Origin of the sequence: Nocardia panacis, assembly GCF_003598715.1 — a bacterium.
Classification (GTDB): Bacteria; Actinomycetota; Actinomycetes; order Mycobacteriales; family Mycobacteriaceae; genus Nocardia; species Nocardia panacis.
In genome coordinates this window covers 516,624-530,053 of the sequence record NZ_QZFU01000036.1, presented here as the reverse complement: position 1 = coordinate 530,053, position 13,430 = coordinate 516,624, and the positions used below count along the sequence as shown (strand labels likewise).

12 protein-coding genes are annotated in these 13,430 nt (G+C 69.0%); 6 read left to right on the top strand and 6 right to left on the bottom strand.

The genetic code is table 11. The features are described from left to right. Positions 1-123: 123 nt before the first annotated feature. A complete protein-coding gene (locus tag D5S18_RS27940; protein ID WP_120044057.1) occupies positions 124-672 on the bottom strand; it encodes a hypothetical protein in 549 nt (182 codons plus the stop codon). Positions 673-699: 27 nt separating this feature from the next. Next, a complete protein-coding gene (gene cobG / locus D5S18_RS27935) occupies positions 700-1,818 on the bottom strand; it encodes a precorrin-3B synthase (protein WP_203236943.1) in 1,119 nt (372 codons plus the stop codon). Positions 1,819-1,986: 168 nt separating this feature from the next. Here cobG and cobN point away from each other — a divergent pair, with 168 nt between their 5' ends. Further along, on the top strand, positions 1,987-5,562 hold the full coding sequence (gene cobN / locus D5S18_RS27930) for a cobaltochelatase subunit CobN (RefSeq protein ID WP_120044055.1): 3,576 nt from the start codon (positions 1,987-1,989) through the stop codon (positions 5,560-5,562). Positions 5,563-5,633: 71 nt separating this feature from the next. Further along, positions 5,634-6,161 carry a DUF8020 domain-containing protein gene (locus D5S18_RS27925; RefSeq protein WP_120044054.1) on the top strand — a complete coding sequence of 176 codons (528 nt, stop codon included), beginning with the start codon at positions 5,634-5,636 and terminating at the stop codon, positions 6,159-6,161. A gap of 34 nt (positions 6,162-6,195) precedes the next feature. Here D5S18_RS27925 and D5S18_RS27920 read toward each other — a convergent pair whose 3' ends face one another. Continuing rightward, entirely contained in the window at positions 6,196-6,459 is a 264-nt protein-coding gene (locus tag D5S18_RS27920; RefSeq protein WP_120044053.1) for a helix-turn-helix transcriptional regulator, read from the bottom strand. 72 nt (positions 6,460-6,531) lie between these two features. Between D5S18_RS27920 and map the strand changes: the two genes are divergently transcribed. Both map and D5S18_RS27910 read left to right on the top strand, forming a co-directional pair. Next, the gene (gene map / locus D5S18_RS27915) at positions 6,532-7,326 is read left to right on the top strand and encodes a type I methionyl aminopeptidase (RefSeq protein ID WP_120044115.1); all 795 of its coding nucleotides are present in this window, start codon (positions 6,532-6,534) and stop codon (positions 7,324-7,326) included. Then, entirely contained in the window at positions 7,323-7,706 is a 384-nt protein-coding gene (locus tag D5S18_RS27910; RefSeq protein WP_120044052.1) for a PPOX class F420-dependent oxidoreductase, read from the top strand. Before map ends, D5S18_RS27910 begins: the two co-directional genes overlap by 4 nt. Before the next feature lie 3 nt (positions 7,707-7,709). On the opposite strand, the gene D5S18_RS27905 is transcribed toward D5S18_RS27910, so the two are convergent. Both D5S18_RS27905 and D5S18_RS27900 read right to left on the bottom strand, forming a co-directional pair. Next, positions 7,710-9,089, bottom strand: a complete 1,380-nt coding sequence (locus D5S18_RS27905) for a TldD/PmbA family protein (RefSeq protein ID WP_120044051.1) — start codon at positions 9,087-9,089, stop codon at positions 7,710-7,712. Further along, on the bottom strand, positions 9,086-10,612 hold the full coding sequence (locus tag D5S18_RS27900) for a TldD/PmbA family protein (RefSeq protein WP_120044050.1): 1,527 nt from the start codon (positions 10,610-10,612) through the stop codon (positions 9,086-9,088). Before D5S18_RS27900 ends, D5S18_RS27905 begins: the two co-directional genes overlap by 4 nt. Before the next feature lie 200 nt (positions 10,613-10,812). On the opposite strand from D5S18_RS27900, the gene D5S18_RS27895 reads away from it, so the two are divergent. Beyond that, positions 10,813-11,451: a TetR/AcrR family transcriptional regulator gene (locus tag D5S18_RS27895; RefSeq protein WP_239004040.1), complete on the top strand. Its 639-nt coding sequence runs from the start codon at positions 10,813-10,815 to the stop codon at positions 11,449-11,451. Here D5S18_RS27895 and D5S18_RS27890 read toward each other — a convergent pair. Next, positions 11,423-12,190: a sulfite exporter TauE/SafE family protein gene (locus D5S18_RS27890; protein ID WP_120044048.1), complete on the bottom strand. Its 768-nt coding sequence runs from the start codon at positions 12,188-12,190 to the stop codon at positions 11,423-11,425. The genes D5S18_RS27895 and D5S18_RS27890 overlap by 29 nt on opposite strands. 40 nt (positions 12,191-12,230) lie before the next feature. On the opposite strand from D5S18_RS27890, the gene D5S18_RS27885 reads away from it, so the two are divergent. Then, the gene (locus D5S18_RS27885; RefSeq protein ID WP_203236942.1) at positions 12,231-13,412 is read left to right on the top strand and encodes a sensor histidine kinase; all 1,182 of its coding nucleotides are present in this window, start codon (positions 12,231-12,233) and stop codon (positions 13,410-13,412) included. The last annotated feature ends 18 nt before the right edge of the window (positions 13,413-13,430 follow it).

Here is a 13,430-nt window from a genome sequence, read left to right as displayed (position 1 = left end):
CGCGCCATCTCCAAACACCGCGCCAAAGGCGACATCGACCGCAACAGCTACAAAACGCAGATCAGCATCCACATCCTGCCGGGTTGACAACCCGGCAGGATCGCTAACTGAGCGGCATTGGGCCTAGATCTGGAAGCGCTGACGCCACACGCTGACCGAGGGATCGGCCAGCGGGTGGGCCAGCATGGTGAACCGGAACAGTGCCAGCGCGCCCGCGATCTGCAATACCGCCAGCGGCACTTCCGCACCGAGTCCGGTGAGCACCGACAGCCACATATCGTCGGGTTCGGCGGTCATGATGTCGAACCAGGCGTCGGCGAGCAGCAGCAGGCCGGAACCGAAGGCGGGCAGCATGACCAGCTGGCGGCGGCGCCACCCGAGATAGGCGGTACTGGCCATCATGACCACCAGCAGCAGATCGAAACCGACCCAGGTGCCGGGCCAATTGCGGGCCTGGTAGTTGTCCGGCAGCGTCAGGGCGAGGAAGACGATCCACGGGATGAGCGCCACCGAGCCGCCCACCATGAGGGTCAACCGGACCAGCCGCAGCCGCGCGATGACATGCGGGGGCGGCAGTCGCAGCTCGGGCAGCACCCGCAGCCTGCGGATCAGGTCCCTGCGGTCCTGCGGCGACATCTGTTCGATCTGGGTGTCGGTGAGGCCGATAGCCATATGCCACAACCCCTCTCGTGCGGACCTTCAGTGCGCCGGGTGGACTCGGTATCCCGCCGGCGTCGCGACGACATCGGTGATCGCGCCGGGCGGACGTCCGCAGCGGCGTTCGCAGCCGGACCAGTGTTGGCGTTCGGTGACCTCGCCGACCGCCGCCGCGACATCGGCCCGCACGTCGGTGAGCGCCTTCGCGCAGCCCGGTTTTCCGGCGCACGCGCTCACCAGCAGCCAGGGGGATTCGGCGTCGAAGATCAAACCCATCGGCGCGAGCACCCGCACCACCTGTTCGGCGGCCCATTCCTCCAGATCGGCGAGCACGATGCCGCGCCATGGCGTGAGCAGGACGGGGCGTTCGGTGGCGGCGAGGAACTCGGCCAGGCGTGCGGGCAGTGAGCCGAGTCGGATGCAGGCGCCGAGTGCGACCAGGCCGTTGTCCTGAGTCAGCCAGCCGATCGGAATTTCGTGCGTCGCACCGAATTCCAGCCGCTGCGGCGCCGTGGCCAGACCGAGCGAATCGGCCACCCGTCGCGGGCCGTCCGCCACTTCGCGCAGTCGCCACTGTCCGGAGCTCACCTCGAGGAAGCCGTGCGCGGCGGCCAGCATGACCGGGACCGCGTCGGCGGCCGAGACCCGGATGCCGGAGTCGCGGCCGGCCAGCAGTACCGCGAATTCGTCCGCGTCCGTGGCGTGTACGCCGATATCGCCGCCGAGTCCGCTGATATCGCCGCGCCCGTCGTCGAGGGTGAACAGCACCCGGCCCGGCAGTTCGGCCAGGCGCGGAGCGGCGCGCAACCCGGCGTCGAGATCGGCCGCGAGCCCGTGCACATCGGCCCGGCCGCCGACGCGCCCCGACAGCGGCGAGGCGACGATATTGCGCACCCGCTCGTGGGTGCGGCTCGGCAGCAGGCCTGCTTGCTCGAGTCGTCGGGTCAGTTCGGCGGCGTCGCGAACCCGGCGCAGTTGCGCATTGCCGCGCGAGGTCAGCTCGATATTGCCGTCGCCGAGATCGCTCGCGGCGCGCGCGAGCGCCAGCACTTGCGCCGGTTCGAGGCGACCTGCGGGAACGCGCACGCGGGCCAGCGGGCCGTCGGCCGCCTGGTGCAGCCGCAGCACGCCGGGACAGGAGTCGGGGGCGGATCTGGTCATGGCCAGTCCAGCCTACGTACCGGCGGGGCGGTAGGCTTCGCGTGCTCGGCGGGTGACGAGGAAACCGGTGTGATTCCGGTGCGGTCGCGCCACTGTGTACAGCCAGACCCTCTCCGGCGAGCAGCAAACCCCCCGATGGGCGCGTCACCCGAGGAAGGCCGTCACCCCGTGATCCTGCTGCTGTCCACCTCCGATACCGACCTGCTCAGCGCGCGTGCGAGCGGCGCGGACTACCGCTGGGGCAATCCGGCCCGGCTGCTGCTCGAGGACCTGCCCGGTCTATTGGACGGGATCGATCTGGTCGTGCTGCGCGTGCTCGGCGGCAAACGAGCCTGGGAGGCGGGTCTGGAAGCGCTGCGCGCCAGTGGCATTGCACTGGTGGCCCTCGGCGGGGAGATCGCGCCGGACGCGGAGCTGATGGAATGCTCGACGGTGCCCGGCGGTGTCGCGGCCGACGCACACAACTACCTGGCGGCGGGCGGCCCGGAGAATCTGCGTCAGTTGCACAACTTCCTCTCCGACACGGTGCTGCTCACCGGGCACGGTTTCGAACCGCCGGTTCAGTTGCCGAGTTGGGGCGAGTTGGCGCGCGCGGCGATGGTCCGTGCCGAGGCGCCCACGGTCGCGGTGATCTATTACCGCGCACAGCATCTGGCCGGGAACACCACCTACATCGACGCGCTGTGCGGCGCCATCGAGGCGGCGGGCGCGAATGCCCTTCCGCTGTATTGCGCCTCGCTGCGCACGGCCGAGCCGGAACTGCTCGCCGAACTGCGCCGCGCCGATGCCCTGGTGGTCACCGTCTTGGCCGCGGGTGGCACGAAACCCGCGACCGCCTCGGCCGGTGGCGAGGACGAGGCATGGGATGTGGGCGCGCTGGCCGACCTCGATGTGCCGATCCTGCAGGGTTTGTGCCTCACCAGCGGTCGCGAGCAGTGGGCCGCCGATGACGACGGGATGTCCCCGCTGGATGTGGCCACCCAGGTGGCGGTGCCGGAATTCGACGGGCGCATCATCACGGTCCCGTTCTCGTTCAAGGAGTTCGACGCCGACGGCCTGTCCGCCTACGTTCCCGACGCCGAACGCGCGGCCAGGGTCGCGGGCATCGCGGTCCGCTATGCGCGACTGCGCCATATTCCCAACGCGGACAAGCGGATCGCGCTCATGCTCTCCGCCTACCCCACTAAGCATGCCCGCATCGGCAATGCCGTCGGCCTGGACACCCCCGCCAGCGCGATTCGGCTGCTCACCGAGATGCGTGCCGCCGGTTACGATCTCGGCGCACCGGGGGAGATTCCCGGTCTCGAGCAGGCCGACGGCGACGCGCTGATCCACGCGCTCATCGCGGCGGGCGGTCAGGATCCGGACTGGCTCACGGCCGAACAGTTGGAGGGCAACCCGATTCGCGTCGGCGCCGCCCCCTACGCGGCCTGGTTCGCGACATTGCCGCAGGATCTGCGGGAGGCGGTGGTCGCGGCCTGGGGTCCGGCGCCGGGTGAACTGTATGTGGACCGCTCGGCCGATCCGGCGGGCGAGATCGTCATCGCCGCACTGCGTTTCGGCAATGTGGTGCTGATGGTGCAGCCGCCGCGCGGTTTCGGCGAGAATCCGGTGGCCATCTATCACGATCCCGACCTGCCGCCCAGCCACCACTACCTGGCCGCCTACCGCTGGCTGTCGGCCCCGGACGGTTTCGCCGCCGACGCCATGGTGCACCTGGGCAAGCACGGCAATCTGGAATGGTTGCCGGGCAAGACCCTCGGCATGTCGGCCTCCTGCGGCACCGACGCCGCCCTGGGCGAGTTGCCGCTGATCTACCCCTTCCTGGTCAATGATCCGGGTGAGGGCACCCAGGCCAAGCGCCGCGCGCACGCCACCCTGGTCGACCACCTCATCCCGCCGATGGCGCGCGCCGAAACCTACGGCGATATCGCGCGTTTGGAGCAACTGCTCGACGAGCACGCCAATATCTCGGCCCTGGATCCGGCCAAGCTGCCCGCCATCCGCCAGCAGATCTGGACGCTGATGCGGGCCGCGAAGATGGACCACGACCTGGGGCTGGCCGAGCGCCCGGACGAGGAATCCTTCGACGATATGCTGCTGCACGTCGACGGCTGGCTGTGCGAGATCAAGGATGTGCAGATCCGCGACGGCCTGCACGTGCTCGGGCAGGCGCCGATCGGCGAGAGCGAACTGGATCTGGTGCTCGCCATGCTGCGGGCCAGGCAGTTGTGGGGCGGCGAGCGGCACGTGCCCGGTCTGCGCGAAGCGTTGGGCCTGGACGAATCCGGTGGCGAGGCGCGCGAGCGCGTGGACGCCGTGGAGGCACGGGCGCGCGAACTCGTCGCGGCCCTGCAGGCCGCCGAATGGTCCGCCGATGCCGTCGACGGCATCACCGACAATGAGCAGGTGCGCGCGGTATTGCGGTTCGCCGCAAGGGAAGTGGTGCCCCGCCTGCGGCAGACCGGTGTGGAGATCGACCGGGTGCTGCACGCGCTCAATGGCGGATTCATTCCGGCCGGGCCGAGCGGGTCGCCGCTGCGCGGTCTGATCAATGTGCTGCCCACCGGCCGCAACTTCTATTCGGTCGACCCCAAGGCCGTCCCGTCGCGGCTGGCCTGGGAGACCGGGCAGGCCATGGCCGATTCGCTGGTGCAGCGCTACCGGACCGATCACGGCGAATACCCGCGCTCGGTGGGCCTTTCGGTGTGGGGCACCTCGGCGATGCGCACCTCCGGCGACGATATCGCCGAGGTGCTCGCCCTGCTCGGCGTGCGGCCGGTGTGGGATGAGGCCAGCCGCCGCGTCACCACCCTCGAGGTGGTCGGGCTCGCCGAATTGGGTCGCCCGCGCATCGATGTCACGGTGCGCATCAGCGGATTCTTCCGCGATGCCTTCCCGCACGTGCTGGCGCTGCTGGACGACGCGGTCCGCATGGTCGCCGAATTGGACGAGCCCGCCGAGTCGAATTATGTTCGCGCCCATGCCCGAGCGGATCTGGCCGAACACGGCGACGCGCGCCGCGCCACCACCCGCATCTTCGGTTCCAAACCCGGCACCTACGGGGCGGGGCTGCTCCAGTTGATCGATGCCAAGAGTTGGCGCACCGACGACGATCTGGCGCAGGTCTACACCGCCTGGGGCGGCTATGCCTACGGTCGCGACCTCGACGGCGCGCCCGCCGCCGACGATATGCGCGCGGCGTATCGACGAATCACGGTGGCGGCCAAGAACGTCGACACCAGGGAACACGATATCGCCGACTCCGACGACTATTTCCAGTTCCACGGCGGCATGGTGGCCACCGTGCGCGCGCTGACCGGTAAGGATCCGCAGGCCTACATCGGCGACAGCACCCGTCCCGAGGCGGTGCGCACCCGCACCCTGTCGGAGGAGACGGCGCGGGTGTTCCGCGCCCGCGTGGTGAATCCGCGCTGGCTCGAGGCCATGCGCAGGCACGGCTACAAGGGCGCGTTCGAGATGGCCGCCACCGTCGACTACCTGTTCGGTTACGACGCCACCACCAATGTGGTGGCCGACTGGATGTACGAGAAGCTGGCCGACAGTTACGTTTTCGACGAGGTGAACCGCAAGTTCATGGAGCGGTCCAATCCGTGGGCGCTGCACGGCATCGCCGAACGGCTGCTCGAGGCCGCCGAGCGCCAGTTGTGGGAGCATCCCGAACAGCAGACGCTGGACCGGCTGCGGCAGATCTACCTGGAGACCGAGGGCGAACTCGAGTAATCGGTAACCCGCCGCCCGACCGATGGCGCATGATGTGCATGGCATTTCGTCGGAGATGATGGGAATTATCAATGCATATCGGAAAATTGGCGGCGACGGCGACTCTGGCCATAGCGGCCACCGGGATCGCGGCGGCGACGGCCTACGGTCAGGTCGAGCCGGCGGGGCCGTCCTTCAGTGCGGTGGACGGCCCGATCGCCTACACCGCCACGGTGGCTCCGGATCGCTCCGCCGCGACGGTTCATCTCACCTCGGGGAAGTTCGTCCGCACCCCTGACGCCGGACTCGCGGTGGTGGCCCCGGATGGCACTCAGGTCGCCACGGTGCCGGTCAGTATGACCACCGTGACGGGTCAGCAGGTGCGGGTCGCACCCGAGATCGATGCCGCCGCGACCACGCTGACCCTCACCCCGGTCGGGTCGGCCGTTCCCGAGCAGGGTGCGGTGCAGACCATCGGCGATATGGACACCATCGTGCGAAACGCGCTGATCGGCTGCGCCATCGGCGGGCTCATCGGGTTGATCTTCCTGGTGATCGGGATCGTGCCCGGCTGCGTCGTCGGTGCGATCGTCGGCGGCGTTGCCGGGGCGAACCAGTAACCAGTCGGGGCCAGTAACCAGTCGGGGCCGGTAGTCAGGCCGAGCGCGCCAGACCGGCCGAGGACCAGATCTCGGCCAGTTCGTCCAAGGGAAGGCCGAGCGCGCGACTGAGGGCGACCACGGTGCCGAAGGCGGGGGAGGGTAGCCTGCCGGTCTCGATCTTGCGCAAGGTCTCGGGCGAGATGGTGGCCGCGGCCGCCACCTCGCCGAGGTCGCGTTCGCCGCGGGCGGCGCGCAGCGCGGCGCCGAGGCGGCGGCCGGCCTCGATCTGGGCGGGAGACAAGGGCAGACGGACCATGGCTCAAGGCTACGGTTGGTATTTAAATACCGCAAGCCGCTATCCTGGTATTAAAATACCGAGAGGATGGATATGGTCGAGCTCAAGACTCCCGACGAGATCGAGCGCATGGCGGTCACCGGGCGCTTCGTCGCCGAGGTGCTGGCCGAACTGCGCGCCAAGGCGCGGATCGGGGTGAACCTGCTGGATCTGGAGGCCCATGTGCGGCAGCGGATCGCGCTGCGCGGGGCGGTGTCCTGCTACTGGGACTACTCGCCCTCGTTCGGTCGCGGTCCGTTCCGCAATACGGTCTGCCTGTCGGTGAACGACGCCGTGCTGCACGGACTTCCGTTCGACTACGCGCTGCGCGACGGCGACCTGCTCACCATGGATCTCGCGGTGAGCATCGACGGCTGGGTGGCCGACGCCGCCGTCAGCACCGTGGTGGGCACGGCCGCCCCCGAGGATCTGCGCCTGATCCGCGCCACCGAAGACGCGCTGGCCGCCGCCATCGCCGTCGCCCGACCGGGCAACCGACTCGGCGATATCTCCGCCGCCGTCAGTGCGGTCGCCGCCGACTACGGCTACCCGGTGAACAACGAATTCGGCGGCCACGGCCTCGGCCGCACCATGCACGAGGACCCGCACGTCTCCAATGTCGGCCGCGCGGGCAAAGGATTCCGTCTGCGCCCCGGCCTGACCATCGCCATCGAACCCTGGTTCGCCCGCACCACCGACCGCATCGTCACCGACCCCGATGGTTGGACCCTCCGCTCGGCCGACGGTTCCCGCACCGCGCACACCGAGCACACGATCGCCATCACCGAGGACGGACCGAGGGTGCTCACCGACGCCCAAGGGCGGCAGGGCGATACGCTGCCCGCATGACCACGGCATTCGCAGCCATCGGCCGCGCCGACTATGTGCTGCTGACCACCTACCGCAAAGATGGCACCCCCGTCACCGCGCCGCTGTGGGCGGTCGCCGACGCGGGCAAGCTCTACCTGTGGACCCCTACCGACAGTTGGAAGATCAAGCGGCTGCGGCGCAACCCCGCCGTCACCGTGCAGCCCTGCAATCCCACCGGGAAACCGCACGGTGCGGTCGTGGCGGGCGCGGGCCGCGTACTCGACGCCGAGGAGACGGCCCGCGTGCGAAAACTGCTGATGCGCAAGTATTTCGTGCTCGGGCCGTTCATCATTCTCGGCAGCCTGCTGCGGCGGGGCCGTACGGGCACCGTGGGTATCGAGGTGACTCCCGAGAACTAGACCCTAGGTCGCCTTGCTGACCGAGGACATGTGGAAGTCGGGAATCCGCAGCGCGGGCATGGCGGTGCGGGTGAACCAGTCCTTCCATTCGCGCGGCAGCGTCGGCTCGGCGGCCCCGGCCTCGGTGACGCGGCGCAGCAGGTCGATCGGGCTCTCGTTGAAGCGGAAGTTGTTCACCGCGGCGGTGACCGCGCCGTCCTCGATCAGGTAGACGCCGTCGCGGGTCAGGCCGGTGAGCAGCAGGGTGGCCGGATCCACTTCGCGGATGTACCACAGGGTGCTCAGCAGCAGGCCGCGTTCGGTGCGCGCGATCATCTCGTCCAAGCCGGCCGCCGAACCGCCGTCGAGCAGCAGATTCAGGCCGGGAGCCGTTGGTGCGGCACCGAATTCGGCGGCGGTGGCGCGCGGGTAGACCAGCGACGAGATCGCGCCGTCGCGCACCCAATCGACCCGGTCGGCGGGCAGGCCGTTGTCGAAGACGGACACCGATTCCGACGAGGACGAAGCCCCCACGAAGGGCTGATACTCCAAGCCGGGGGCGTACGGATCGGAGTAGAGGGTGAGCGGTAGTTCGGTGAGCCGCTCACCGATTCGGGTGCCGCCGGGCTTGCTGAAGGCGCTGTGTCCCTCCTGCGCGGCCCGCCCCTCCATCGACCACATCATGTAGATGAGCATGTCGGCGACCGCTGAGGGCGGCAGCAGCGTCTCGTAGCGCCCGGCGGGCAGGTCGACGCGGCGGGCCGACCAATCGAGGCGGCGCGACAACTCCTCCAGCATCGGCGTGATCCGGACGTCGGTGAAGTCGCGGGTGCCGACGCCGACCCAGGCGCTGGCCAGATCCGCACCGTCGCCGCGCTTTCCGTTGATCTCCACCGAACCGGTCGGCTGGACGAAGCGGCGGCGCACACCGGTGGAGGTGCCCAGCCAGGTGGTGTGCATCTGATGGTGCGCGAATCCGTAGAGGCGGTCCGCGCCGTCGAAACCGTGCGCGAGATCCGCGGCGAGGTCGGTGAAGACCTCGATCCCGGTGCGTCCCGGTTCGGCCGCCCAATCGGTATCGGGCGCGCCGGACGGTTCGAGCAGCGCCATCGCGTCCCTGGCGGGTTCGGCGGTGCGCGCGGCATCCTCGGCGGCCCGCACCACCGATTCGATATCGGCCTCCTCGACGCTGGTGGACCGAATACTGCCCACCCGAGCCGTATTCGGACCCTCGCGCAGAATCGCGAGGGCGGTCCACTCGCGCAGCACCGAGGAGCCATTGGTGGTCATGGAATTGCCCGCCCACCGCAGCGAGGTGTCGTACTTGTCGGTGACGAGCACCATGGCCTCGTCGGCCTGTGAGAGTTTCAGCGCGCGTTCGACCAGTTCGCCTGCCGGGATCACCGACCCGCCTCCGTCCGGGTGTTGAGGATATTGATGCCGCGCACCAGGATCGACGGGCAGCCGTGACTGACCGCGGCCACCTGGCCGGGTTGGGCCTTGCCGCAGTTGGCCGCGCCGCCGAGCTGCCAGGTGGACGGGCCGCCCAGCGCCTCCATCGCACCCCAGAAGTCGGTGGTGGTCGCCTGATACGCGACATCGCGCAACTGGCCGTCCAATTCGCCATTGCGAATGCGGAAGAACCGCTGGCCGGTGAATTGGAAGTTGTAGCGCTGCATATCGATCGACCAGGAGCGGTCGCCGACGATGTAGATGCCGTTCTCGACCCGCGAGATCAGCTCCGCGGTGCTGGTGTCGCGCTCCGGATCGGGGCGCAGCGAGACATTGGCCATGCGCTGAATCGGGACATGGTGTGCCGAATCGGCATAGGAGCAGCCATTGGAGCGGGACAGGCCCAGCCGAGGGGCGAACGCCCTGTCCAACTGGTAGCCGACCAGGATCCCGTCGCGCACCAGGTCCCACTGCTGGCCCGCGACGCCCTCGTCGTCGTAGCCGACGGTGGCCAGGCCGTTGGCCACCGTGCGATCGCCGGTGACGTGCATGAGGGGCGTGCCGTACTTCAGCGTGCCGAGTTTGTCGGGGGTGGCGAAGGAGGTGCCCGCGTAGGCGGATTCGTAGCCGATGGCGCGGTCGTATTCGGTGGCGTGGCCGATGGATTCGTGAATGGTCAGCCACAGGTTGGTGGGGTCGATCACCAGGTCGGTCGGACCCGCGACCACACTCGGCGCCTTCACCTTCTCCGACAGCCAGGCCGGAATTTGCGCCAATTCGGTGCCCCAGTCCCAGATGCCGTCCGCGCCGGTGACGTACTCCCAGCCGCGCCCGACCGGTGCGGCGAGGGTGCGCATGCTCTCGAAGACGCCCGAGGCGCTGTCGACCGTGACGGCCTCCAGTTGCGGATGCAGCCGCACCCGCTGCTGGGTGATGCGCGAGCCGGAGGTGTCGGCGTAGAAGGTCTGCTCTTTGACCTGATCCACCGAGGCGGTGGCGTGGTCGACGCCGTCGGCGGCCAGCAGGCGGCCCGAATACTCCTGCAGCAGCGCCACTTTGTCGGCGGTGGGCACGGTGAACGGGTCGACCCCGTAGTCGGAGACCCAGGTGGCGTCGTAGGTCGGCTCGTCGGCGAGTTCGACGCGCTCGCGATTGAGCGCGCGCAGCGCCTTGGCGACGGCGACCGCCCTGGTGGCCACTTCGGCGGCGGTATCGGGAGTCAACGCGGCATGCGAGGCGAAACCCCAGGTGCCGTCGACGATCACCCGGACCGCCAACCCGACATCGACGCCATTGGTAACGGATTCGACCCGGCCGTCGCGCAGCGAGATACGTTGGGTGACAAGACGGTGCACCCGCAGATCCGCGTGCTCCGCACCCGCCACCTTCGCGGTGGACAGCGCGGCGTCGGCGAGCAGGCGCAGTGGCAGCGCGCGGAATTCGGCGTCCACATCCTTGGAAGTCGCGGTGGTCACGGGCAATACGCTAGTCGCAGTGCCCCCCGTCGCGCGGGCGACCCCGAAATTCGTCCCATGCAAACTTGCATCGTGTGCAAAGACGCACGCGATGCCAAGTGGCACGGCATGCCCGGCGCGCGATCAGTCGGAGATTCCCTGCGGCACGCGCGAAACCGCGCCTACCGCATCCACATCGGGAAATGCCGTACTGTGCCCGCGTGCCGCCATCCGCCCTGCGTGACCGAAAAAAGGACCGTACCCGCCGCGCGTTGCTCGCGGCCGCCGTCGAACTCTTCGAGACCCGAGGGTACGAACAGACCACGGTGGCCGATATCGCCGCCGCCGCCGAGGTCGGTACCCGCACCTTCTTCAACTACTTCGCCAGCAAAGAGGAACTGCTGTTCCCCGAGCCCGACGACCGGGTGCGTGCCGCCGTCGCCGCCATCGCCGTGCGCCGCCCCGACGAACAACCGGTCGAGGTGCTGCTGCGCGCGTTGCGCGCGGCGGGCGACAATCCCGGCGAGCACCTGGTGGACGATCTGGGCGCGCGGATAGCCGGTGTGCGGGCGCGGGTCTCGCGCACGGTGCCCTCGGTGAGCGGTCGCGCAGCGCACGCGCAACTGGTCGCCCAGCGCGAGATCGCGCGCCACCTGCAACTGGCCTACCCGAGCGAATTGGACGAGGTCGGCGCGGCCGCGCTGGTCGGCGCGGTGGTCGGCGCGGTCTCCGGCGCGCTGACGGTGCTGTTCCAGGGGCCCTACGCCGAGGACGGTGAGCGACTGCACCACCACATCCACGAGACCACCTCGAAGGTGTTGCAGCCCTGGCTCAGCCGAACTGCTGCCACCCCAGTCTGATCACCATCACGACCACCACGACCAGCAGCACCGCCCGAATGAATTTCGCGCCGTTGCGCAGCGCCATATGCGAGCCGATGACCGATCCGGTGATATTGAGCGCCGCCATGGCCAGCCCCAGCGCGAACATGATGTGCCCGGTCGCGCCGAAGTAGATGAGCGCGCCCACATTCGATCCGCAGTTGATCACCTTGGACATGGCCGCGGCCCGCACGAATTCGGTGCCGAGCAGCGTGGCGAAGGTGATGATGAGGAAGGTTCCGGTGCCGGGACCGAGCAGACCGTCATAGCCGCCGATGAGTCCGGCGGCCAGCCCGATCACCAGCAGTGTGCGCCGCCGGGTCGGCCGGTGGGTGGCCATGGTGAGACCGATCTGCGGGCGTGCGGTGACGAAGATCGCGACACCCACCAGCACCACCATCACGATCGGGATGAAGAACTTCCGATCGATCAGCGAGACCGCCGCCGCCCCGCCCGCCGCCGTCACTGCGGCCAGCGCGCCCGCCGGCAGCATCACCCGCCATTCGATCGGCACCTTGCGCGAGAAGGTGAACACGGCCGCCGCGGTCCCCGCGACATTGGAGAACTTGTTGGTGCCGAGCGCGGTCTGCGGCGCGATTCCCGGCATCACCAGCAGCAGGGTGGGCAGCACGATCAGCCCGCCGCCGCCGACGACCGCGTCGACCCAACCCGCGGCCGTGGTCGCCGTCAACAGAATCGCCCAGTCCGCAACACTCACGCGGCAAAGACAACCATTCGCCGCACCCTAGGCTGAAATCGTGCGCCGATTCAGTTTGTGGCTCCGCGGTAAGCCGATGATTACCGACGCGTTGCTGGCTCTCGGCATGCTGCTGGTCGATGTGCTCGGGGTCGCCGAGAGCAGGCACAAGATCACCTACCTCGTGCTCTCGGTCTTCCTGGCCGCCCCCTTGGTCTTCCGGCGCACCTACCCGAGGGCGGTCGGGGTCACCATGTTGACGATATCGCTGCTCATCCTGGTGATCGACCACATCATCGGCGACTCGGTGGCAAATCATCCGGCCCTGCTCGGACTCGGCATACAGCTGTATACCCTCGTTGCCTATATCGGGCGTCTCGAAGGACTGTGGTTCCTGGCGGGCGCGGTGGTGGAGACCCTGCTCGCCTATGCGGTGAAGGGTGCAGGCAACTACGGCGACATCTTCATGACGGGCCTGTTCTACGCCCTGTGCTGGACGCTGGCCGAATTCATCGGCGCCCGCCACGCCTATGACGCGGAGGTCGCCGCCCGGCTCGCCGTGGCCGACTACGACCGGGAGCGCCGCACGCACGATGCGGTCGCGGGCGAGCGCACCCGGATCGCGCGCGAACTGCACGATGTGGTGGCGCACGCGGTGAGCGTGATCATCGTGCAGGCCGACGGGGCCAAATACGCGCTGCACCGCGATCCCGCCGTCGTCGAGCAGGCGCTGTCCACCATCGCGGGCACCGGCCGGGAGGCGCTGCGGGAACTGCGCCGCACCGTGGCGCTGCTGCGCACCGAGCCGTCCTCGGATCAACTGCCCCAGCACGGCACCGCCGGGTTGGCCAAGGTGGTGGAGATGATGCGCGGCACCGGGCTGGCGGTCGAATTGGAGCTCACCGGTCAACTCGACGACATCCCACCCGAGGTGAGTCTCGGCGTGCATCGCATCGTGCAGGAGTCGCTGACGAACACCCTGCGCCACGCGGGTGAGCATCCGATGGCCTGGGTGCGGGTGCGTCGCTGTGAGGCCGATGTGTGCGTGGAGGTGATCGACTCGGGCGGGGTTCCGATGCGGGTCCCGGCCAATGGCGCCCGCATCGAAGGCAGCGGAATGGGGCTGGTCGGGATGCGGGAGCGGGTCGCCGTTCTCGGGGGCGTCATGGAGGCGGGCCGCACCGCCGAGGGCGCCTGGCGGGTGACGGCGACCATACCCATCGCCCCCGAGGGTCGCGACTAGGGAATGGACACCCGTAAA